We start from the raw sequence: 22828 nt of genomic DNA, 5'->3' as shown, positions 1-22828 counted from the left end.
ACTGGAGACACCGCGGCACGGAAAAGCCGTCGCGGGATCCTCAATGAGCGAGCTTACACGCCTGAGCATTGACGAGGCTGCCGATCTATTGAAGCGGCGGCAGGTGAGCGCCGAGGATCTGACGAGGGCGGCGCTCGAGCGCATCGCGGCCACGGAGCCGGCACTGCACTCCTTCATCACAGTTACCGCCGAGGGCGCGATGGAGGAGGCCCGTGCCGCCGATGCGCGGCGCGCCCGTGGCGAGCACGGCCCGTTGCTCGGGATACCCGTTGCGATCAAGGACATTATCCTCACCCGCGGCACGCGGACGACGGCAGGTTCGAAGATCCTTTCCACGTTCGTGGCGCCCTACGATGCCACCGTGTCGGCGCGTCTGCGCGCCGCAGGAGCGGTGTGCGTCGGCAAGCTGAACTGCGACGAATTCGCCATGGGCTCGTCGACGGAGAACTCGGCCTTCGGCGTGACGCGCAACCCGTGGGACACCGAGCGCGTTCCGGGCGGCTCGTCTGGCGGATCGGCTTCGGCAATCGCGGCGGCGCAGTGCCTCGGCACTCTGGGCACGGATACCGGCGGTTCGATCCGCCAGCCGGCGGCTTGCTGCGGCGTCGTCGGCCTCAAGCCGACCTACGGTCGGGTGTCGCGCTACGGCGTGATCGCTTACGCGTCGTCGCTCGATCAGGTCGGCCCGCTGGCCCGCACGGTGCGTGGATGCGCCGCCATGCTCGGAGTCGTCGCCGGCCATGACACGGCGGATTCCACCTCGGTGCCGCGACCCGTACCCGACTACGCCGCTCATCTCGACGGGAAGGTGCGCGGACTGCGCATTGCCGTGCCGCGCGAGTACTTCGTCGAGGGCGTGCAGCCGGAGGTCGAGGCGGCGGTGCGCACCGCACTGCACGCGCTCGAAGGGCAGGGGGCGAACGTGAGCGAGGTGTCTCTGCCGCACACGCGGTATGCCGTCGCAACGTACTATCTGGTCGCCACCGCGGAGGCGAGTTCGAACCTGGCCCGTTACGACGGCGTCAAGTACGGGCATCGGGCGGCTGCCGCCGAGGGCCTCGTCGACATGTACCGCAAGACTCGTGCGGAAGGATTCGGGGCCGAGGTCAAGCGACGGATCATGCTGGGGACTTACGCGCTCTCGGCCGGGTACTACGACGCCTATTACTTGCGGGCGCAGAAGGTGCGCACGCTGATTCGCCGGGACTTCGAAGCGGTGTTCGCCGAGCACGACGTGGTGCTGACGCCGACCGCGCCGACGACCGCGTTCCGCATCGGCGAGCGCACCAGCGATCCGCTGCAGATGTACCTGTCCGACATCTTCACCATATCCGTGAATCTTGCCGGACTGCCGGCGATCTCGCTGCCGTGTGGCTTCGATACGCGCGGTTTACCCATCGGACTGCAGATCATCGGGCGGCCGTTTGCCGAGGAGATCGTGCTGAAGGCGGCCGACGCATACGAGCGCCTTACCGAGTGGCACCGGCGCACTCCCGACGCGGTTGCGCAGGGGGGTGCGTGATGGCTCGCGGCCAGTACGAGCCGGTCATCGGCCTCGAAGTGCATGCCGAACTGCTGACCGCGGCCAAGGTGTTTTGCGGCTGCTCGGCGAAGTTCGGTGCCCCGCCGAATCAGAACACGTGCCCGGTCTGTCTGGGTATGCCGGGGACGCTGCCGGTGGTAAACCGCCGGGTCATCGAATTCGCAATGCGCGCCGGTCTGGCGACGCGTTCCGAGATCGCGCACTACAGCCGATGGGCGCGGAAGAATTACTTCTATCCGGACCTGCCCAAGGGCTACCAGATCAGTCAGTACGAACTTCCAATTTGCACCGGCGGGGCCGTTGACATCGAGGTTGAGGGGGCGCCGCGCACGATTCGTTTGACTCGGATTCACATGGAGGAGGACACCGGCAAGAACATTCACGACGCCCACGGCGATGCCAGTCTGGTGGATTTCAATCGCTGCGGCGTGCCGTTACTGGAGATCGTCAGCGAACCGGAGTTGCGCTCGGCGGCGGAGGCCGGGGCCTACCTGCGCAAGCTGCGGGCGATTCTCCAGTATCTGGAGATCTGCGACGGAAACATGGAAGAGGGGAGTTTTCGTTGCGACGCCAACGTATCGATCCGTCCCGTCGGGTCGAAGCCCTTCGGTATTAAGGTCGAGATCAAGAACATGAATTCCTTCCGCGCGGTCGAGCGCGCCATCGAGTACGAGATCGAGCGGCAGACGACCGTGCTCGACGACGGCGGCCGGCTCGTTCAGGAAACCCGTCTCTGGGATCCCGACCGCGAGCTGACCCGGTCGATGCGCTCGAAGGAGTTCGCCGACGACTATCGCTATTTCCCCGACCCGGACCTGCTGCCGCTGGTCATCGATGATGCGTGGATCGCGGCGGTGCGCGAAACGCTTCCGGAGCTGCCCGACGCACGGCGGCAGCGGTTTGTGGATCGGTACGGGTTGCCGGCCTACGACGCCGAGGTGTTGACGCAGCGCAAGGACCTCGCGGATTACTACGAGGCCGTCGTGCGCCACCATGCCAACGCAAAGGCGATCAGCAACTGGATCATGGGCGACGTGTTGCGCGTGGTGCGGGAGCGCAAACTCGACAATGCGCCGATCATCCACGACTGGCCGGTCTTGCCGGAGCGCCTCGCGGCCCTCGTCAAGCTGATCGACGATGGCGAGATCAGCGGCAAGATCGCCAAGACGGTATTCGAAGAGATGGTGTCGACCGGGGGGTCGCCGGTGGAGATCGTGGCGGCCCGTGGATTGACGCAGATCAGCGACGATGCCGCCATTCAGGCGGCGGTCGATGCGGTCATCGGCGCCAATACGGCGAAAGTGGCCGAATACCGCGGCGGCAAGGATAAGCTGTTCGGGTTCTTTGTGGGGCAGGTGATGAAGGCGACGGAGGGGAAGGCGAACCCCCAGAAGGTCAACGAGTTGCTGAGAGCGGCGCTGGCCGGCTGATGGTCGCCCGTGGAAAGCGCCAGCCGCACGGCGGCCGGCGGCGGTTCTGGCCGTGGGTTGCGACGGCCGTCCTCGTCGCCGCCGCCCCGGCCGGGATGGTTCTCGCGGCGGCGCCGGCGCGGCTCGCAAACTACACGATCGCGGCCGCCTACAATCCGGCCGACCACTCGATCGCCGGGACCGCGGTCATTCGGTGGCGCAATTCGGCGCAGCAACCGGCGCCCGACCTGCAGTTCCATCTCTACTTGAACGCGTTTGCCAACAATCGCTCGACGCTGATTCGCGGGCTCGGCCACCTGGCCGACCAGTGGCTGGCGCAGAAGCCGGAACCCTGGGGTTATCAATCGGTCAGTCGCCTGCGCGTCGACGGCGTCGACGTCACCGACCGCCTCGAGTACGTGCAGCCTCAGGACGGCAACATCGACGACCGCACAGTCCTGCGCGTGCCGCTCGCCCACCCGGTGCCGCCGGGAACGGAAGCCGCAGTCGAGGTCGAGTTCACGGCGAAGCTGCCGCGGGTCGCACTGCGCACCGGGTATGCCGGTCCGTTTGCGATGGCGGCACAGTGGTTCCCGAAGCTTGGCGTTTTCGGGGCCGGCGGTTGGGCTTGCCATCAGTACCATGCGACGACGGAGTTCTTTGCCGATTTCGGGCGCTACGACGTGAGCCTCGCCGTACCGGATGACGGCGTTGTCGGCGCGACGGGTTCGCTGGTCGACGAACAGCGCCACGGCGACGGAACCAAGACGCTGCGCTTCGTTGCCGACCCGGTGCACGATTTTGCCTGGGCGATCGATTCCCGCTTTCGCGTCGTGACCGAAGCGGTCGACGGTATCCGCGTGCGCCTGCTGCTGCAGCCGCTGCACGCGGCACAACAGGAGCGCTACCTCGGAGCCGTACGGGCAGCGGTCGCGCATTACAAGGCACGCATCGGAGCGTACCCGTATGCCGAGCTTACGGTGGTCGACCCGGGCCCCGGGGCGCAGGGGGCAGGGGGGATGGAGTACCCGACCCTGATTACGGTTGGAACCACCTGGGGCATGCCCGCGGGGCTGCGCTTCCCGGAGTTCGTCACCGTGCACGAGTTCGGGCATCAGTACTGGTTCGGCCTGGTTGCCAGCAACGAAGCCGCCGAGGCGTGGCTGGACGAGGGCGTGAATTCGTATGTCGAGGGCCGGATCATGGACGCGGTATACGGCCCGGGGAGCTACGTGAACCTTGCCGGGTGGCAGATGGACAGCGTGGCGTTCCGCCGGTTGCAGTATCTGGTCGCACCGGGGCAGGACCCGATCACGCGGCCGGCGTGGCAGGTTCTCGACATTTCAAGCTATCGGGCCACCACGTACGCGAAGACGGCGCTGGCGTTGGAGACGCTCGGTCGTCGGGTGGGCGCCGATCGGCTGGAGGCGGCCCTGGCCGGCTACTTCGAGCGCTGGCGGTTCGGACATCCGGACGGCAACGACCTGCGCGCGGAGTTGCGCGCAGCGCTCGGGGACGAGGTCGAGGATTTCATCGCGCAGGTGTTCGACGGCACCGGTTTGCTGGACTTCGCCGTGACTCGGGTGAATGCCGATGTGGTGCCGCGGTTCGCGGGTTACGAAATCGAAGGCGGCAAGGTCAGTCGGCTGGTCTTGCCCGACGGCGAGAACTCGGACGTGCGTTACCGTAACGAGGTCGTGGTGGAGCGCCTGGGCGGAGTGGTTCTGCCGGTGGTTGTCGAGGCAACCTTCGACGATGGCAGCACCACGCGCGTGACGTGGAACGGGGAGGATCGCTGGCAGCGGTTTCTGTTCACAGGGGCGCAGCCGATTGCGTGGGCGGTGGTCGACCCGGATCACGATCTGAGTCTGGACGCCAACTGGCTGAACAACTCCCGGATGCGTCGCCCCGGCACCCGCGGCCTGAGCCGTCTCGTGGGTGCGTGGACGGATGCGTTTCAGGCGCTGATTCAGCTACTTACGTGGATGTAGGCGATGTGGGACTGCAGCCGGGAAGGGGGCCGGGCGCTGGCCGGGATGGGGACCGTCGTGGGGTGCGTGTATGGGCTCGAGCTCGGGATGGCCGGGCTGTTTGGCGTTGCGGCCTGGCTATGGCTGGCCGGGGCGCTCGACGGTTCGCTGGCGACGCGGACGTTGTTGACGGGGGCGGACGCCAACGTGTTCATCGATCTGGCGATGCATCATGGGGAGAGCCTGCGGACGCTCGGGGTTACGGCCGGGGTCCTGTTGTTTCTCGGCGCACTTATGGGGATCTGGACGAACGGGGCGTTAGTGGCCGCGGCCGGCGGGGCTGGTGGTATGCGCGCGTCGTTGCGGCGCGGGTGGGGGTTGTTTCCGCTGTTCGGGCGTTTGTGGATGCTTGCCGTGCCGATAACGGTTGTGGGGGTGGGAGCGATGGTGTTTGGGGGACGTGCGCTCGTGCAGTGGGCGGGGGGGCGTGGGTTGGCCGTGCCGCCGCTCGCGGTGGTTCTGGTTGGGGGCGTTCTGGCGGGAGTGCTGATCGTGGTCCTGACCACGGTGCATGATCACGCGCGGATCCACGTTGCGGCCCGCGCCGGAATTGGGGCGCTGAGGGCATACGGCTGGGCGTGGCAGTTCGTGTGGCGGCGGCGCGCGGTGGCGTTGCCGCTGGCCGCCGTGCTCGGGGTCGTGGCGGCAGTGGTATGGGGTTGCGGGCTGGGGTTGCGTCATGCGCTGCCGACGTCTTCGGCATCCGGGGTCGCGATAGCGCTGGTTGTTGGTCAGTTCGGTGCGCTGGCGCGGGTACTTGTGCGCGGCTGGTGGTTCGCGGCGGAGACGGCGCTGCAGCGGCGGGAAGTCGGGCCGGGCCGTTAGCCCAGCTTCCACTGAGGGTCGTTTGCCTTGCCCATTGCCGGTGCCTTCAGTACGCTCGGCATGTGCGTGTCTACTTGAACACCAGTGCTCTGAACCGGCCGTTCGACGATCTCAGTTCGCCACGTGTGCGCATCGAAGCGGAAGCGATGGCGAATCTCGTCGCGCTCATCGAGAGCCAACGCGTTGAGCTAGTAGTGTCCGAGTATCTGGTCTTCGAAGTCAGCCAGGGACCGGAACCGGAGCGGATCATGAAGATTCTCGATCTCTTGAGCCTCGCCGGGGGCTCCGTCGGTGTCTCTCCGGCCGTCGCCCGACGGGCCCGCGATCTCGAGAGATACGGCTTGCGCGGCCTGGATGCACTGCACGTGGCCTCGGCAGAGACGGCGCAGGTCGATCTCCTGGTGACGACCGACGACCGGATGATCCGCTCCGTAAGCCGTAACGCCGAACGCATTCGGGTGCGGGCCGTGCTGCCCGTCGAGGCCCTCGCGTGCGTTGGCACGGAAGGACACTCGTGAAGAGCGCGCACTTGACCGACGCGCAAATCCGCGCCATCGGCTGGGACGCTCTCGTCGACCGGCTGGGGTACGCGGGCGCTCTGCGATTCTCCATCCAGACGGGGGCCGGATACGGCGACTACGCGGCATGGCGTCACAAGACCCTCGGCGGTCTCAGGGTGGACGAGTTGCTGGCGCGGGTACGGGCATCGAGAAAGCCGCGCCCGCGCGCGAAGCGCAAGCGGCGTTAGCGGCGATGGGGGCGATCCGGGCGGCAGTGAGCGGGGCGCCGGCGGGAGAGGTCGCGAGGGATATGGGGTTACGGCGGCGGCAAACGGAACGTCCGATAATGTACGTTATGGTGCGCGAAGGACCGCGGCGCTCAGGCTCCCGGCGGCTCGGCCTTCGCCGTTGCCCAGCTCGCTTCGGGTGCGCTCGGGAACTCGCGCGCGTAGCGCTGATACAAGTCGCGCGCTGCCGTCGCGTCCCCCGCACGCTCGCGCGCCCGCGCCGCACCGAGAATTGCCTCGCCGGTGAACGGACCCTCCAGGCCGGCGGCTTCTTCGTAACGGGCCGCCGCGGCCGCGGTATCGCCCTGACGATCGAGAGCGAAGGCCAGGGTTACCAGGGCCTGCTGGCGTAAGTACGGCGCCAACGTTCCACCCTGCACGACTCCCCCGAGTACGGTCGCGGCGGCATCGTACTTGCCCGCCTTCACCGCGGCGCTGGCCGCGTACAAACTCGCTACCTGCCCGGGACCCGTACCCTGCCAGCGGTTTGCCACCTCGGTTAGCTGCGTCGTCGCGTCGTCGTACTTGCCGCCGCGCAGTGCCACCAGCGCGTTGCCAAGGTCCTCGTTGGCCTGCCGCGCGCGCGCCGCCCGCAACGAATACCATGCCCCAACGGCCACCAGAACGAGCGCGAGCACGCCGAGCGCCTGATAAAGCCGCCGCGAGTTGTCGCCGGCCCAGAGCAGCATCTGACGGCCGGCGCTGACGAATTCGTCGGGGCGCTTGAGGTCTTTGCGGCGATAACGTGTACGAGCCATGGTCCGACTGCACCTCTTTTCGGGGAAGTTGTAACGAACCGCCGATGCAACCCCGCCGCCGCGGGATCACATCTTGTACTTGAAATCGTCGGGGTTCATTTTCTCCAGGATCTCGCTCCACTTGTCGCGCGAGACGTTGGAGAGATCGGTCTCGTTGGCGTCCTCGGCCTGCTGCAACAGGCTGGACGTTTCGATGACCCGCTTGGCGACGTATATCGGGCTCTTGGTGCGCAACGCCAGGGAAATGGCGTCGCTCGGCCGCGAGTCGATCGTCACCTCCGCCCCGTTAATGCGCAGGTGAATCAGAGCGAAATACGTGTTCTCCTTCAGATCCGTGATCTCCACGCAATCCACCGTCGCGCCCAGCTCGGAGAGCACATTGCGCAGGAGATCGTGGGTCATCGGACGCGCCATTTTGATCCCCTCGAGCTCCGTCGCCATCGCCGTCGCCTCGAGCAGGCCGATCCAGATTGGCAGGTTCAGCTTGTTTTCCCGGTCCTTCAAAATGACGATCGGAGTCTTGGTGACCGGGTCCAGGGTCAGCCCACCGACGCTCATGAGAATGGCGTCCTCTAGACTCATACGCGCGTGCGCATCCTCTACCTTGTGCGGGCATTCTGCCCAGAATCGGTTTGGAGCGTCAATCCCCATTTCCCCCGTCACGAAACCAGGCGGTCGATGACGCGATAGAGCTGGTTGAGATTGCGGCACTCCTCGACGACGTCGCAGTACGGCAAGTACCGGTCCATCTCGCTGTCGCCGAAACCCCACGTCAACCGGTTCTCCGGGTTCAGCCAGACGAGCTGCTTGGCGCGCTGCCGGATCTCCCGCAGCACCCATTCGTGCGGGACGTTGTAGTTGTTGCGGGCGTCGCCGAGAATCAACACAGTGGTCTTCTTGTTCACTGCCCCGATGTGGTCGCGGTGAAAACTCCGGAACGCCCGGCCGAAGTCGGAGTGCGCAAAGACGTTGATGATGCTCCCCGTCAACGACTGCTCGACGGCCTTAGTGATGTCCTGCTCTTCGAAAAGATGCGTCACCTCACCGATCTCGCTGACGAAAATGAAACTCCGCACGCGCGCGTAAAGGTCCTGCAGCGAGTAGACGAACTGCAACATAAACCGCGACACGTTGCGTACCGAGTCCGACACGTCGCAGAGAACCATCACTTGCGGCCGTTCCTTTATCCGCCGGTCCAGGCGAATCTTGAACGGCACGCCCCCGTACTGGAGGTTGTGACGCAGAGTGCGCTTGAGGTCGAACTTACCCCGCTTGGCGCGCTGCCGGCGGATCGAGGCAACGTTCTTCAGGCGCAGCGCCAACCTGGTTACCGCCTCGCGCATGCGCCGGATCTCGTCCTCGGACAGGTAATAGAAGCTCTTCTCCGCCAGCGTCTGCAGACGTTGGGAGTCGCGCACCGACTGATCCTGCTTCTCCAGCTCCACGCGCACTGCCCGCTTGATCATCTCGGTGAGATCCTGCAGCCGCCGCTCCAGGAAGCGCCGCAGCCTTTCGTGGTCCGCCGCATCCAGCCCCGCGGCGTCGTCCAGACGCGCCTTGAGCCCGTCGAGTTCCGCCGTCAATCCCGCCAGCCCCAGAGACTGCGCCATCGCGTGGCTGTACCGTCCCTCCTGAAACGCCCGCTGGATGTTCTGCGCATCGGCCGCCCGCGCCGCTTCCCGCAGCAGACGCTCCAGTTGTCCGGTGTTGTTGGTGAGCAGAAACCTCGCCAAATCGGACAGTTCGATGTCGAGATCTTTCAGGATGGATTGCAGTTGCTCCAACAACTGCTGAAACGCCGCGGGGTCGAGGTCGAGGGTCGACATCAGGTTCGCGGTACTGCGCGAGATAGCCTCACCTAACCTCGTGAAATACAGATCGAACAGTTCGTCGAACGTTGCCGCGTCGATGGCCCGCTTGATCAGCGTGGCGCGCAGCGTGTCCTTGAAAGTCACCCGGTCGCCGAGACCGAGCACCTTGACGGCGTGGAAGGCGTCCATGTTCTCGGCCATGGATACCCGCACTCCGTTCTGCCGCAGGAGAGCCGCGAACTCGATGAGCTTCCGATCCATGGCGCCGGCCGGCCGCGCCTCAGTGCAGCAGGTCCTTTTCGGCCTGTTCGCCCGCCCCCGCCGCTGCCCGCTGTGCCTGCCGCTTTTGCACGAAGTCCTTCAATTCGTCCTGCGCCTTGCGCATGTCGCCTTCGTACTTGAGGATCGTGTTGAGCGTATCGTGGACGATCTCCTCGTCGAGTTGCTCGACGTTGAGCAGCGTGAGCGCCCTGGCCCAGTCCAGGGTCTCGCTGATGCTCGGCACCTTCTTGAGGTCCACCTGACGAATGCGTTGCACTACCGCCACGACGTCCTGCGCCAGGGCGGCACTGATGTTAGGCACCTTCAGGCGCACGATCTCCAGTTCCTGACCGGCGGCCGGAAAGTCGATGTACAGGTGCAGACAGCGCCGTTTGAGCGCATCGGACATCTCCCGCGCGTTGTTGCTGGTGAGCACCACGAGCGGGATGTGGCGAGCGCGCAAGGTGCCCAGCTCCGGCACGCTCACTTGAAAATCGCTCAATACCTCCAGCAGAAACGCCTCGAACTCGCTGTCGGCCTTATCGATCTCGTCGATCAGCAGGACCGACGGGGCCGGCGCCGAGATCGCGCGCAACAGCGGCCGGGGCAGGATGAACCGGTCGGAGAAGAACACATCGTCTTCGCTGGCAATCCGGTCTACCGCCTCGCGCAGCGACGCCGCTCCCCCGACGACGTCGTTGATCTTGTCCTTCAGGATCTGGGTGTAGAGAAGCTGCTTGGCGTACTCCCACTCGTAAAGCGCCTTCGCCTCGTCGAGCCCTTCGTAGCACTGCAGCCGAATCAGGTCGTAGCCGAGAGCGTCGGCGAGCACCTTGGCCAACTCGGTCTTGCCGACGCCGGCGGGTCCCTCAACGAGGATCGGTTTCTGCAAATGGCTGGCGAGATACACGACCGTGGCAATGCGCCGGTTACAGATGTAGCGCTGCCGGCCGAAGCGCTCGACGACGTCTTCGATCGACTGGAACGTGGCCGCGGCGGCTGACATGCGGGGACGCTAACACACGCCCCACGGTGACTCAATTCGAGCTCTCCCACGTTCGTCAACGCTGCGGCGCATTGTTCGTGCTCTGGCGCGCCCTTATACTCGATGCCGTGTGTACGCTGGCCCTCTTTCATCGGACCAGCCGCGAGCGCCCGGTCGTGATCGCGGCCAACCGCGACGAGTTCTACGACCGGCCGACCGCGGGTCCGGCCGTGCTCGCAAGCGACCCCTGGGTGGTCGCCGGACGAGACCTTGTCGCTGGCGGTACGTGGCTCGGCCTCAACGCCCATGGCCTCGTCGCCGGACTGCTGAACCGGCGAACGGCGACCGCGATCGACCCGACACGGCGCTCGCGCGGCCAGCTCTGCCTCGACGCGCTGAGACACGATTCGGTGGCGGCCGCGGCGGCGTTCGTCGTCGGCGAACCCGCCGATCGATACAACCCGTTCAACCTCCTGCTGGCCTCACCCGTCGCCGCCTGTGTCGTCGGCAACATCAGCGGCGCCATGGTTCGACAGGACCTTGCTCCGGGCGTGCATCTCCTGACCAACCTCGATCTCAACGACTTCGAGTGCCCGCGCCTCGCGAGGTCGCACGAGTTGTTCAACGCGCTCGTCTCGACGGTCGACAGTGCCGACCCGGAGACGCTGTGCGCCGCGTTGCGCGGCGTGCTCGCCGACCATGCGACGCCCCTGGATCCACGCACTCGCTCGCCGCTCAACAACCTCTGCGTACACACCGACGTTTACGGTACGCGGTCGTCGACGATAATTGTCGCGGCCGGAGTGCCCGTGCGCTGGCGCATGTGGTACGCCCCCGGCCCGCCCTGTCAGGACGCACCGGAACCGGTCGCCCTGCCGGAAAAGTCGCGGTAGACAAGGGCCATCCTCGGGGGTAGGGTCCGGCGCCATGAGCGTCGGCGCGTGCCGTCGGCAGTGGTGCCCCGGGGTTGTTGTTCTCGCAGTCGGGCTTGGGCTTGCGACGAGTGGCTGCGGCCTAGCCGGGCGCGGGGCCGAGTACAGATACGAGCCGTGGGACGTCTCGGCGTCGGGCACCGGTACCGATAGCCAAACCGCACCTTCGGCAGCCGCGTCTGCCGCGCGATCGACGTCAGCCGGCGACTCCACGGGCGCCGGCGCAGATTCGGGAAGCGACGTTGCCGCACTGCGTACCCAGGTGCGCGAGTTACGGGAACGCGAGCAGGCGCTTCTGCAGGCGCTCGACAGTTCGCGAACGCGATCGGCGCGGGAGTCTCCTGACGACATGCCGCGGGGCGAGCCGGCCGCAGCGTCATCTTCGACCGAGCCGCACGACCTCCCCCGTGAACCCGAGGCGGCCAACGGCGGCACCGATCTCGTGGCCGAGCGCATTGCGGCTCTTCACGCGGAGCTTGCCGAAGAGCGGCGTCGGCGCCAGGCCGCCGAGATGCAGCTCGACCGCCTCCGCCGCGAAACCTCGCAAGCGCCGTTCGGGGCACCGGCCGTGCCCGAGTCCGCATTTCTCGCGGCCAAGCAGGAAATCGTTTACCTCCGTCAGGCGCTAACCGAAGAGAAACAGGCCCGCCAGAAACTGGCGGAAGATTTCGACGCGCTCCAGCGCGAGCTGGCGCGGCGCCCCGCGACTGCAGTGTCCGCCGGCGACGGTCGCAGCGCCCAGCTCGAAAGCCGCACCGGCGAGGCGGCGGCCAGCTTTCAACGTACCCTTGTGGCCACAGAGGCGGAAAGCGCGGCGCTCGAACGGGAATTGGCGGCCGCCGCAGCCGGCGCCGACGACGAGCCCGCGGCCGTACGCGCCGAGAACGCCCTCCTCCGGGAGCGCCTGGAAGAGCAGCGCCGCCGGACCCAGGACCTTGCTACCAAGCTGAAGCTTGCCGTGCGGGTTACCGACCTGATCTTCAAGCTCGATTCGCAGTCGCGCGGCAAGAGCGCTCGCCAGTCGCGCCCAACGCGCGCGGCCAGCTCGACTCGCGCCGCGAAGCCCCGCCGGAACGTCGCGCCGGCAGCCCCGGCCGTCACCGATCCTGTCCCGGCGCCGGCAGCCCCCGCCAAATCACCCAGGGAAGAAAGCGCCCCGAAGCCCGGACAGAAAAGCGGCGATTCCCCCTACCCGATTTAACCCCGGCCGAAGGCGGTTCGAGTCGACCTTCGCCAACGGAGAGTCGACAACTGCGGGCCTCATTGCAGATCCGGGACGACGCTTGCGCCGCCGTTCGTTTGCGTCGTATAAGCGCCGGCACCGGCTGAGTCGGCAGTAAGAACGGTTCGTCAACACAGGGGGCGATCATGTCTCGCAGACGACATGCAGACTATCTCCGTCACCACGGCGGCAGTCCTACTGCCCGTCGCAGGTCGGAACCGAACCGGTGGATTGCGGGGCCGATCGTTGCCGTCGCGATGCTGTTCTTGGGCCTTTGCCCGCAGACCGCCCTCGCTCAGTGCCTCAGTAACAGCGACTGCATCGACGGGAAGTTCTGTACCGTCGATACCTGCGTCGCCTTCATATGTTTCCACACCGCCCGCTGCGAAGACGATTTCAACCAGTGTACCGTCGACTGTAGCGAAAGCCAGAACCGCTGCCTGAACCATATCCCGGCCCCGGAAGGAACGGAGTGCGAGGACTTCAACCCTTTTACTCTGGAGTCGATCTGCGACGGGGACGGGCACTGCGTCGCCTCCGACGTACTACTGTCCTGCCTTACCACTGCCGACTGCCCTGCCGGTGAGGTGTGTACCTCGAATGTTTGCGTGGTACCGACGGCGACCCGCACCCGCACCCGCACGCCGACCGCAACCCGAACTCGCACCCGAACTCCCACTCCGACGCAGACCCGAACCGCGACCAAGACGCCGACACGAACCGCCACTCGCACGCCGACCCGGACCGCCACTCGGACTGCCACCATGACGCCAACGCGATCGGCGACTCAGACTCCCACACGGACGGCAACCGTGCCGCCGACCCCGACCAGGACACCCACGATAACGGCAACGCACACGCCGTCATCGACACCGTCGCCGACACTCGTGGCGACCCCGAGCGCAACTCCTACCGAGATCGAAACGCCGGCACCCACGGCCACGGCAACCGCAACCGCGGTGGCCGCCGAGACGCCGACCCCCACGGCGATCGATACCGCTGCACCCACGCCCACCGGCACCGCCACCGTACCGCCAAGCGGCACCCCAACCGCCACCCCCACCGTGACGACAAGTCCCGTGGCCGAGAACACTGAGACGGCGAGCCCAACTGCAACGATCGTTGCCACGCTGACGCCGACTCCTTCCGAGACGCCGGTTTCCGAAGCGACAGACACACCCACGGCGGAGGCGAGCGCGACGGGCACCTCGACGCACTCGCCCACGGTCGTCCCAACGGAAACCGCCCATCCTTCGAGCACGCCCACCGGGACCGCCACGGAAGCCGCCCCGCCTTCGGCTACCCCCACTGCCGAGGACAGCCCCACGACGGCGATAGAGCCGACCTCGACCCCGTTGCCAACCGCAACCGTGTCCCCTACCACGGAGCCAACTCACACGCCGGCGCCAACCGCCACGGTAACAGGTACGCCCTCCCCCACTGCAATCCCGGTGGAGAGCGCAACGCCGACGCCAACGCCGGAGGCGCCGGTTCCGACACTCACTCCTACCAGCACCACCGCGCCAGACGGCACCTGTCCCGGCGATTGCGACCGCGACGGCACCGCCGCAGTCGACGAGTTGATTGTCGGGGTCAACATCGCCCTGAATCTCCAGCCCATGAGCGCCTGCCCACCGTTCGACGCCAACGGCACCGGGGCGGTCGAGATCGACGATATCGTTGCCGCCGTGAACGCCGCCCTGCGCGGCTGCCCGGTCAATCGGGCGCGGTAGTCAACGCCAGCGCCTCACGGAGCCGGCGCGGCGGCGAGCGATGCCCGCCGCGGTTGACTACACGTTGAAGCGGAAGTGGATGATATCCCCGTCGCGGACGACGTACTCCTTGCCCTCCAGACGGAACTTGCCCGCTTCGCGGCATTTCGCCTCGGTGCCGTAGTGGACGAAATCCTCGTAGTGCACCACCTCGGCGCGAATGAAGCCGCGCTCGATATCGCTGTGGATCCTGCACGCCGCCCTGACCGCCGTCGTGCCGCGCTTGATCGTCCACGCCCGCACCTCGTCCTCGCCGGTAGTCAGGAAGCTTATCTGGTCCAGTAAGTCGTAGGCTGCCCGGATGAAACGCTCACGCGCCGAGTGCTCTATGCCGAGATCGTCAAGGAACGCCTGCCGATCCGCGGCCTCCAGCGCGGCGATCTCCATTTCGATCTGACCGGCCATCACCAAACCCTGCAAACGGTCGGCCTCCAGTGCCGCCGCCACCGGCGACGGCAGGGGACCGCGCAGATCCGCCTCGCCAACATTGAGCAGCACCAGCAACGGCCGGCGCGAAAGGAAACCGAACCCGGCCAGGCTGGTGATTTCTTCCCCGGTCAGTTCGAGCCAGCGCAGGGGTCGCTCCGCCTCGAGCGCCGCCTTGCACTTGTCGAGCAACGCGCGCTCGTGTTCCCTGCCCTTCTCCTTCTTCAGGCGCTCGATCCGTCGCTCGACGAGCACAAGGTCGTTGAGAATCAGTTCTCCCTTGAAGTTGGCGATGTCCCGCGCCGGGTCCGGCGTATCGCCGGTCATCGGATCCATAAAGCCGCGCACCACCTGCACCAGCGCATCGGTCTCGCGCATCTGTGTGAGCGTCGAGTTCTCCAACGCCGACACCTTCTGTTCGCCGCCACGCGCCGCGGCCGGGAAGTCGACGAAGACGATCTCCGCATACGTCGTCTTCTTCGGCCTGAACATGTCGCTCAGACGATCGACGCGGGCATCGGGCACCTTGATCGTTCCCAGGTTCACTCGGCCCGGCTCGGAATAGCCGCCCACGTCGGCGTGTTGTCCCGTCAACGCGTTGAAGATGGTCGTCTTCCCGGCGCCCGGGAAGCCGGCGATGCCCACTTTCATGAAGGAAGCTCCAAACCGTCAGTGGTCGGCAGCTCGGCCGCGGAGCGCCGATAGCCGATCGTCGGCCTTCATTTCTCCACCCTCGCCGCGATCTTCAACCGCAACGCGTTCAGTCTGATGAATCCTTCCGCATCGCCCTGATCGTAGACGGTGTCGTCCTCGAAGGTTGCGATGTCGGTACGGTAGAGCGATCGCGGCGCCTTGCGCCCGACCACCTGAACACTGCCCTTGTAGAGCTTCACGCGCGCCGTCCCGGTCACCGCCTGCTGCACATCGTCGAACGCCGTCTGCAGCATGCGCCGCTCCGGTGCGAACCAGTATCCGTAGTACACCATCTCGGCGTAGCGCGGCACGAGGCTGTCACGCAGGTGCAGCACCTCGCGGTCCAACGTGAGCGACTCGACGGCCCGGTGCGCCGCGTGCAGGATGGTGCCGCCGGGCGTCTCGTACACGCCGCGCGACTTCATGCCCACGTAGCGGTTCTCCACCAGATCGACGCGGCCGACGCCATGCTTGCCACCGAGCTCGTTCACGCGCGCCAGCAGCCGTGCCGGCGACAGGCGCTCGCCGTCGACCGCCACCGGGTCGCCGGCTTCGTAGTCGATCTCGACGTATTCCGCCCGGTCCGGCGCCCTCTCCGGCGCCACGGTGAGCAGGAACATGTCCTCGTACGGCTCCCGCCACGGGTCTTCGAGAATGCCGCCCTCGTAGCTGATGTGCAGCAGGTTCCGGTCCGAGCTGTAAGGCTTCTCCGCCGTCACCGGGATCGGAATCCCCTTCTGCTCGGCGTAGGCGATCAGCTTCGAACGCGAGGTCAGATCCCACGAACGCCAGGGTGCGATCACGCGGATCCCGGGTTGCAGGGCGTAGTAGGTGAGTTCGAAGCGCACCTGATCGTTGCCTTTACCAGTCGCCCCGTGCGCCACCGCGTCGGCACCTTCCGCCTGCGCGATTTCCACCTGCCGTTTGGCAATCAGCGGCCGCGCGATCGATGTCCCGAGCAGGTACTGGCCCTCGTACACGGCGTTGGCGCGCAGCATCGGGAAGACGAAATCGCGGGTGAACTCCTCGCGCAGGTCTTCGATATAGACCTTGCTGGCGCCGGTACGCTTCGCCTTCTCCTCGACCGGGTCGAGTTCGTCGCCCTGGCCGAGGTCGGCGCAGAACGCAATCACCTCGGAGCCGTAGGTTTCGATCAGCCAGGTGAGGATCACGGACGTGTCGAGGCCCCCCGAGTATGCGAGAACGATTTTCCTGGGGCTTGAAGGCCTGGGGGCCTGCGGGTTTGAGGGCATGATTCCTCGTTCCTCGTTGGCTGCTTGTCGTTCGTGGGTCGTCGTCGGGGTCTCGGCGCTCTGGACTCTGGACTGCGGACGATTCCGCCTTTCATCGGGCGGAATGTTCGCTCAGCCAGACCATGATCGCCTTTTGCGTGTGCAGACGGTTCTCGGCCTGGTCGAAGACGATGGATTGAGGACCGTCGATAACGTCGCCGGTTATCTCCTCGCCGCGATGGGCCGGGAGGCAGTGCATGACGAGCGCGCCCGGGCGCGCATGGCGCAGGAGCGTCGCATTGATCTGGTAGGCCTGAAAATCGTGCCGCCGCTGCTCGGTTTCGTTCTCCTGCCCCATGCTGGTCCATACGTCCGTGTACACCACGTGGGCATCGGTGACCGCCTCGACTGGGTCGGCGGTTACCGTGACGCGCGCCCCGGCGGCGCGCGCCTCCTCGTAGACGCCGGAGTGGGGTTGGTAGCCCACCGGGCAGCCGAGCACGAGTTCGAAGCCGAACTTGGCGGCCGCGAACATCCACGAGTTGGCGACATTGTTGGCATCGCCGACGAACGCGATGCGCAGCGGGTCGAGGTTCTCGTGCCGCTCGAGCAGGGTGAAGCAATCGGTCAGCACCTGGCAGGGGTGCAGCAGGTCCGAAAGCCCGTTGATGACCGGGACTCGCGCATGGCTGGCGAGATCCACCAGGGTCTCGTGTTTGAAGGTACGGGCCATGACGATATCGACCCAGCGCTCGAGGTTGCGCGCAATGTCGGCCACGGACTCGCGTTGCCCGAGCTGGATATCCGACGGGGTCAGGTAGACCGGGAAGCCGCCCAATTGCGTCATGCCCACCTCGAACGTCACCCGGGTGCGCAGGCTGGGCTTCTCGAACAGCATCGCCAGCGACTTCCCCGCCAGCCACGGCGAGCGGCGGCCCGCTTTCAAATCGCGCTTCAGGGTTGCCGTGAGGGCGAGAATCGCGTCCAGCTCCGCCCGCGTGAGAGCCGCCAGACTCAAAAAGTCACGCTTCATGCGCGCAGCACCTCCGCAACGATATCTACCGCACGGTCGATCTCGTCAGCGGTCACGACCAGCGGCGGCGCGAACCGCAGCACCTTTTCCGCCGTGCAATTGATGAGCAACCCCCGCTCGCGGCAGGCGTCGACCACGGCGCCGCCCGGGCCGTCGATCTCGACGCCGACGAGCAACCCGGCGCCGCGAATCTCGCCGATCCGCCGACACGACGACTTGAGAGCGGCGAGCCGCGTCCGCAGGCACTCGCCCTGCGTGCGGCAATTCTCGATTACCTCTTCGTCCAGCAGTGTCCGTACCACCGCCACCGCCGCGGCACAGGCCAGCGCATTGCCGCCGAAGGTCGAAGCGTGGGCGCCGGCCGTAAACGCCTTCGCCACCCGTGCGTTGGCGAGCATCGCGCCGATGGGCACCCCGGTTCCGAGACCCTTTGCCAGCGTCATCACATCGGGCGCCACGCCGCTCTGCTCGTAGCCGAACAGGGTGCCGAGTCGGCCCATGCCGGTTTGCACCTCGTCGTAGATGAGGAGCAAGTCGCGGCGCTCGCACAGGTCGCGAACCCCCTCGAGATAACCGGCCGGCGGCACGACCACGCCGCCTTCCCCCTGCACGGGTTCGAGCATAATGGCGATGGTGTGTGGTCCGACGGCCGCGGCCAGGGCGTCGAGGTCGCCGTAAGGGAAGTAGCGAAACCCTTCCGGCAGGGGTTGAAAGCCGCGGCGGACCTTCTCCTGGCCGGTGGCCGTGATCATCGCCAGCGTCCGGCCGTGAAACGACCCAGTCGCGGTGAGCACCTCGAAACGCCCGTCGCCGAAATCGGCGCCGAACTTGCGCGCCAGTTTCACCGCCGCCTCGTTGGCTTCGGCGCCGCTGTTGCAGAAGAACACCCGGTCGGCGAACGAGTGTGTGCACAGGGCCTCGGCGAGTACGGCTTGGGGTTCGCTGTGATGCAGGTTAGAGACGTGAAGGATCTTGCCCGCCTGGGCAACGATGGCGCGGGTAACCGCCGGGTGCGCGTGACCGAGCGAAGTCACCACGGTGCTCGAGAAGAAATCGAGGAACTCGCGCCCGTCGGCATCCCACACCCGACATCCCTCGCCGCGCACGATGGCGATGGGGGCCCGCGGGTAGAGGGGAAAGAGGTAGCGGTCGTTGAGGGCTATGATCTCGCGGTTCGTCATCCGCCCGCCCCGGTCGCGGCGGCGGAATCGCCCCCGCTGCCCGCCGCTTTGCGGCGTCCGCGCGCCGGCGTCCGGACCACTTCGGTTCCCACGCCCTCGCGCGTGAAGACCTCCAGCAGGACGGCGTGCTTGACCCGACCGTCGATGATGTGCGTCTTCTTCGCACCGCCGCGCAGCGCGTTTATGCAGCACTCGACCTTCGGAATCATGCCCTCGCCGATCACGCCGTTGCGAATGAGTTCGGCGGCCCGGTCGACATCGAGCGTCGAGATCCTGGTCCCCGCGGCGTCGCGGATGCCCTCGACGTCGGTGAGCAGCAGCAGCTTCTCGGCGCTCAATGCCTCGGCCACTTCCCCGGCGACGATGTCGGCATTGATGTTGTAGGTTTCACCGTTCTCTCCCACGCCGATCGGGGCGATTACCGGGACGAAGTCGCTGCGGTCGAGCGATGCGATGACCCCGGGATTGATGGCCCGAACCTCGCCGACCAGGCCGATATCGATGCGTTTGCCGCCATGGCGATCGTCGGCAACCGTGTGTTTGCGCGCCAGAATGAGCTCGCCGTCCTTGCCGGACAGACCGACGGCGCGCCCTCCGTGCCGGTTGATGAGGCTGACGATCTCCTTGTTGACCTTGCCGACGAGTACCATCTCGACGACGTCCATCGTCGCTTGATCGGTAACCCGCATGCCGCGAACGAAACGTGACCGGATGCCCAGTTGCTCGAGCAATTGACCGATCTGCGGCCCGCCACCGTGGACCACGACCGGATTGATACCGACATATTTCAGCAGCACAACGTCCTGCGCGAAGCTCTCTTTGAGTTCCTCGTCGATCATGGCGTGGCCACCGTACTTGATGACCATCGTCGTGCCCGAATAGCGCCGGATGTACGGCAGCGCTTCGAGCAGGGTTTCGGCGCGCGCGATAAGCTTGTCCATATCGGTCCCGTGCTTGCGTAGCATCATAGGATGTAGCGCGACAAATCCTCGTCCTTGACGATGGCACTCAGCTTTTCGCGCACGTAGCCGGCATCGATGACGACACGGGCGCCCCCCATTTCCGGGGCATCGAACGATAGTTGCTCGAGCAGCCGCTCGACCACGGTGTGCAGCCGCCGGGCGCCGATGTTCTCGGTGGTCGCGTTGACCTCGGCCGCAATGGCGGCGATCTCCGTGACCGCGTCGTCGGCGAAGACCAGCGTCACCCCCTCGGTCTTTAGCAGCTCAACGTACTGCTTGAGCAAGGCGTTTTCCGGTTCGGTAAGTATGCGCACGAAGTCCTCGCGCGTGAGCGGCTCGAGCTCGACGCGAATCGGGAAGCGGCCCTGAAACTCCGGGATCAGGTCGGAAGGTTTGGCGACGTGAAAGGCCCCCGAGGCGATGAACAGAATGTGGTCGGTACGCACCATACCGTACTTGGTGCTGATGGAGCTGCCCTCGACGATCGGCAACAGGTCGCGTTGCACACCCTGGCGGGACACGTCGGGGCCGACGACGTTCTCGCGGCCGGCGATCTTGTCTATCTCGTCGATGAACACGATGCCCGACTGCTCGACGCGGCGCACGGCTTCCTTGGTGACATACTCCATGTCGACGAGTTTGCCGGCCTCCTCCTGCGCGAGCAGGTCGAGCGCCTCGGGGACCCGGAGCCGCTCCTTCTTTGACTTCCTGGGGATGATGTTGGCGAACAGTTCCCGCAAGTTGCTCTCGACGTCCTCCATACCTTGACCGGCGAAGACCTCGACCATCGACACGGGCGCCCTGGTCACTTCAAGCTCGACGATACGGTCGTCCAAGGTGCCTTCGCGCAGCATACGGCGGAGCTTCTCGCGCGTGCCGCCGCTGTCTTCGCTCGCGGGGGCCGTGCTGAAGCTGGCGCCCGGCTCGTCCGCACGGCCGGGTGGCAGCAGGAGGTCGAGCACCCTCTCCTCGGCGAGCTCGCGCGCCCGCAGGGCCACCTTGTCCTGTTCCTCGTCCTTGACCATCTTCACGGCGAGGTCGGCGAGGTCGCGGATCATCGACTCGACGTCGCGGCCGACGTAACCCACTTCGGTGAATTTCGACGCTTCGACCTTCAGAAAAGGGGCCTGTGCCAGCTTCGCCAACCGCCGCGAGATCTCGGTCTTGCCCACTCCCGTCGGCCCGATCATGATGATGTTCTTCGGCGCGATCTCGTCGCGCAACTCCTCCGGCACCTGCTGGCGCCGCCAGCGATTGCGCATGGCAACGGCAACCGCGCGCTTGGCGGCCCGCTGTCCGACGATATAACGATCGAGCTCGGAGACGATCTCTCGCGGCGTCATCTGACTCATTTGGATTCAGCTAGCATGGGCGCTTGCGGGTGTCAGGGGATCGGCGGAACGGAACGGCAGGCCGTCGGCTGAGAAGCTCGGACGAGGACGCCCTACAACTCTTCCACCGTCAGGTGCTCGTTGGTGTAAATGCAGATCTCGGCGGCCAGGCGCAACGACTCTTCCACGATCGTGCGAGCGTCGAGCTGGGTATGCTTCATCAACGCCCGCGCGGCGGCGAGGGCGTAGTTGCCGCCCGAGCCGATGGCGATGACGTGGTCGTCAGGCTCGATGACATCGCCGCTGCCCGACATGACGAGCAGGGTTTCGCGATCGGCGGCAATGAGCAGCGCTTCGAGACGGCGCAGGACGCGATCGGTGCGCCAGTCCTTGGCCAGTTCCACCGCGGCGCGCCGCAGACTACCGTTGTGCTGTTCGAGCCGTTTCTCGAACTTGTCGAACAGCGTGAAGGCGTCGGCGCTGGCGCCGGCGAAACCGGCCAGTACCTTGCCCTCGTATATGCGGCGCACCTTGTGGGCGGTTCGCTTCATCACCGTGGCCCCGAAGCTTACCTGTCCGTCTCCGCCTACGACGACCTTGCCCCGGTGCCGTACCGCAAGGATCGTCGTCGAGCGTATAGTCGGCGGATAGCCGCTGGGCTGTTCCATGAACCGGTTAGAGCCTCTCTTCCGCGTATCATCAGGCTCGCGGATGTGCCTTGTCGTAGACGCGCATCAGTTGATCGAGGTTGACGTGGGTATAGCGCTGGGTGGTCGACAGACTCGAATGGCCGAGCAGCTCCTGAATGGCACGCAGATCGGCGCCGGCATTGAGAAGATGCGTGGCGAAGCTGTGCCGCAACGCGTGCGGGCTGGCCCTGGTTGCCAGTCCGCTCGCGAGGACGTAGCCCTCCACCATGCGTGCGACGCTGCGCGTGGTGAGGCGCTGCCCGCGGCGATTCAGGCAGACTGCCCCGGGATCGTACAGCCGGCGCGGGCAAAGCGCCTCGCGTTTGGCGCGGTACGCCGCCAGTGCCGCCAGGGCCGGACGCCCAATCGGCACCAGCCGTTCCTTCCCGCCCTTACCGCGCACGCGGACAACCTCCAATTCGACGTCGATGTCGCTCCAGTCGAGGCTGACGACTTCGCTGACGCGCAAGCCACAGGAGTACATGACCTCAAGAATCGCCCGATCGCGCAGCCCCGCCGGGGTCTGACGCGAGGGCGCGTCCAGAAGACGAAACATGTCGTCGACCGTGAGGTGCACCGGAAGTTGTCGATCCTTCTTCGGCGTCGACACGCCGACCGTCGGATCGGCAGTCAGATGACCCCGGCGAACGAGAAAGCGGAAGAAGACTTTCGTGGCTGACAGTTTGCGGCCGACCGAGCTCTTGCGGTTTCGTCGCAGGAGTGCGGCGAGGAAGCCGCGAATCGCCAGGGCGTCGACGCAGGTCAGGTCCACGTCTTTGCCGGTGGCACCGATCCCTACCCCCTGCCGTAACAGATGGGCGCGAAGCTGCCGCAGATCGCTCACGTAGTTGCGCACCGTGTGCGTCGAGGCGTTTTCCTCGACGACCAGCGATCGCTCGAACTCGGCAATCAACCGCAGCATGCCCCACCCTCCTTGCCCGACCGC

22 protein-coding genes are annotated in these 22828 nt (G+C 66.1%); 9 read left to right on the top strand and 13 right to left on the bottom strand.

Translation table 11 applies throughout. The features are described from left to right. Positions 1 to 43 precede the first annotated feature (43 nt). From gatA to L6Q96_05430, 6 genes are all read left to right on the top strand, one after another. The gene (gene gatA / locus L6Q96_05455) at positions 44 to 1522 is read left to right on the top strand and encodes an Asp-tRNA(Asn)/Glu-tRNA(Gln) amidotransferase subunit GatA (GenBank protein ID MCK6554015.1); all 1479 of its coding nucleotides are present in this window, start codon (positions 44 to 46) and stop codon (positions 1520 to 1522) included. After that, positions 1522 to 2973: an Asp-tRNA(Asn)/Glu-tRNA(Gln) amidotransferase subunit GatB gene (gene gatB / locus L6Q96_05450; protein MCK6554014.1), complete on the top strand. Its 1452-nt coding sequence runs from the start codon at positions 1522 to 1524 to the stop codon at positions 2971 to 2973. The genes gatA and gatB overlap by 1 nt, the downstream gene beginning before the upstream one ends. Next, positions 2973 to 4943 (top strand): M1 family metallopeptidase, encoded by a 1971-nt coding sequence (locus L6Q96_05445; GenBank protein MCK6554013.1) that lies wholly within the window; start codon positions 2973 to 2975, stop codon positions 4941 to 4943. The genes gatB and L6Q96_05445 overlap by 1 nt, the downstream gene beginning before the upstream one ends. Before the next feature lie 3 nt (positions 4944 to 4946). Beyond that, complete coding sequence (locus tag L6Q96_05440) at positions 4947 to 5807, top strand: hypothetical protein (GenBank protein ID MCK6554012.1); 861 nt, start codon at positions 4947 to 4949, stop codon at positions 5805 to 5807. 62 nt (positions 5808 to 5869) lie between these two features. Beyond that, complete coding sequence (locus tag L6Q96_05435; GenBank protein MCK6554011.1) at positions 5870 to 6325, top strand: PIN domain-containing protein; 456 nt, start codon at positions 5870 to 5872, stop codon at positions 6323 to 6325. Next, a complete protein-coding gene (locus tag L6Q96_05430) occupies positions 6322 to 6555 on the top strand; it encodes a hypothetical protein (protein MCK6554010.1) in 234 nt (77 codons plus the stop codon). The genes L6Q96_05435 and L6Q96_05430 overlap by 4 nt, the downstream gene beginning before the upstream one ends. A gap of 131 nt (positions 6556 to 6686) precedes the next feature. Here L6Q96_05430 and L6Q96_05425 read toward each other — a convergent pair whose 3' ends face one another. The 4 genes from L6Q96_05425 to L6Q96_05410 all read right to left on the bottom strand — a co-directional run bounded on the left by L6Q96_05425 (position 6687) and on the right by L6Q96_05410 (position 10430). Beyond that, a complete protein-coding gene (locus L6Q96_05425) occupies positions 6687 to 7352 on the bottom strand; it encodes a hypothetical protein (GenBank protein ID MCK6554009.1) in 666 nt (221 codons plus the stop codon). A gap of 66 nt (positions 7353 to 7418) precedes the next feature. Continuing rightward, positions 7419 to 7934 (bottom strand): bifunctional nuclease family protein, encoded by a 516-nt coding sequence (locus L6Q96_05420; GenBank protein MCK6554008.1) that lies wholly within the window; start codon positions 7932 to 7934, stop codon positions 7419 to 7421. 77 nt (positions 7935 to 8011) lie between these two features. After that, a complete protein-coding gene (locus L6Q96_05415) occupies positions 8012 to 9424 on the bottom strand; it encodes a VWA domain-containing protein (protein ID MCK6554007.1) in 1413 nt (470 codons plus the stop codon). Between the two features lie 19 nt (positions 9425 to 9443). Next, positions 9444 to 10430: a MoxR family ATPase gene (locus L6Q96_05410; GenBank protein ID MCK6554006.1), complete on the bottom strand. Its 987-nt coding sequence runs from the start codon at positions 10428 to 10430 to the stop codon at positions 9444 to 9446. 26 nt (positions 10431 to 10456) lie between these two features. Here L6Q96_05410 and L6Q96_05405 point away from each other — a divergent pair, with 26 nt between their 5' ends. Continuing rightward, complete coding sequence (locus tag L6Q96_05405) at positions 10457 to 11302, top strand: NRDE family protein (protein MCK6554005.1); 846 nt, start codon at positions 10457 to 10459, stop codon at positions 11300 to 11302. 301 nt (positions 11303 to 11603) lie between these two features. Next, positions 11604 to 12542, top strand: coding sequence for a hypothetical protein (locus tag L6Q96_05400; GenBank protein ID MCK6554004.1), 939 nt, complete (start codon positions 11604 to 11606; stop codon positions 12540 to 12542). Positions 12543 to 13350: 808 nt separating this feature from the next. Here the strand turns inward: L6Q96_05400 and L6Q96_05395 are convergent. Then, positions 13351 to 13947, bottom strand: a complete 597-nt coding sequence (locus L6Q96_05395) for a hypothetical protein (GenBank protein ID MCK6554003.1) — start codon at positions 13945 to 13947, stop codon at positions 13351 to 13353. 67 nt (positions 13948 to 14014) lie between these two features. Here L6Q96_05395 and L6Q96_05390 point away from each other — a divergent pair, with 67 nt between their 5' ends. Next, positions 14015 to 14296 (top strand): hypothetical protein, encoded by a 282-nt coding sequence (locus L6Q96_05390; protein MCK6554002.1) that lies wholly within the window; start codon positions 14015 to 14017, stop codon positions 14294 to 14296. Between the two features lie 57 nt (positions 14297 to 14353). Here L6Q96_05390 and L6Q96_05385 read toward each other — a convergent pair whose 3' ends face one another. The 8 genes from L6Q96_05385 to L6Q96_05350 all read right to left on the bottom strand — a co-directional run bounded on the left by L6Q96_05385 (position 14354) and on the right by L6Q96_05350 (position 22804). After that, complete coding sequence (locus L6Q96_05385) at positions 14354 to 15412, bottom strand: YchF family ATPase (protein ID MCK6554001.1); 1059 nt, start codon at positions 15410 to 15412, stop codon at positions 14354 to 14356. Between the two features lie 68 nt (positions 15413 to 15480). Continuing rightward, the gene (locus tag L6Q96_05380; protein MCK6554000.1) at positions 15481 to 16707 is read right to left on the bottom strand and encodes an argininosuccinate synthase; all 1227 of its coding nucleotides are present in this window, start codon (positions 16705 to 16707) and stop codon (positions 15481 to 15483) included. Positions 16708 to 16798: 91 nt separating this feature from the next. Beyond that, on the bottom strand, positions 16799 to 17719 hold the full coding sequence (argF, locus tag L6Q96_05375; protein MCK6553999.1) for an ornithine carbamoyltransferase: 921 nt from the start codon (positions 17717 to 17719) through the stop codon (positions 16799 to 16801). Then, entirely contained in the window at positions 17716 to 18900 is a 1185-nt protein-coding gene (locus tag L6Q96_05370; GenBank protein MCK6553998.1) for an aspartate aminotransferase family protein, read from the bottom strand. The genes argF and L6Q96_05370 overlap by 4 nt, the downstream gene beginning before the upstream one ends. Beyond that, positions 18897 to 19841, bottom strand: coding sequence for an acetylglutamate kinase (gene argB / locus L6Q96_05365; GenBank protein ID MCK6553997.1), 945 nt, complete (start codon positions 19839 to 19841; stop codon positions 18897 to 18899). The genes L6Q96_05370 and argB overlap by 4 nt, the downstream gene beginning before the upstream one ends. A gap of 23 nt (positions 19842 to 19864) precedes the next feature. Beyond that, entirely contained in the window at positions 19865 to 21214 is a 1350-nt protein-coding gene (hslU, locus tag L6Q96_05360) for an ATP-dependent protease ATPase subunit HslU (GenBank protein ID MCK6553996.1), read from the bottom strand. A gap of 92 nt (positions 21215 to 21306) precedes the next feature. After that, positions 21307 to 21861, bottom strand: a complete 555-nt coding sequence (hslV, locus tag L6Q96_05355; GenBank protein ID MCK6553995.1) for an ATP-dependent protease subunit HslV — start codon at positions 21859 to 21861, stop codon at positions 21307 to 21309. Positions 21862 to 21892: 31 nt separating this feature from the next. Beyond that, positions 21893 to 22804, bottom strand: coding sequence for a tyrosine recombinase XerC (locus L6Q96_05350; GenBank protein ID MCK6553994.1), 912 nt, complete (start codon positions 22802 to 22804; stop codon positions 21893 to 21895). Between the last annotated feature and the right edge of the window lie 24 nt (positions 22805 to 22828).

The organism is Candidatus Binatia bacterium, from assembly GCA_023150935.1.
Lineage (GTDB): Bacteria > Desulfobacterota > Binatia > HRBIN30 > HRBIN30 > JAKLJW01.
Note: the sequence above shows the minus strand (reverse complement) of the source record. Positions and strands in the feature narration are given on the sequence as shown.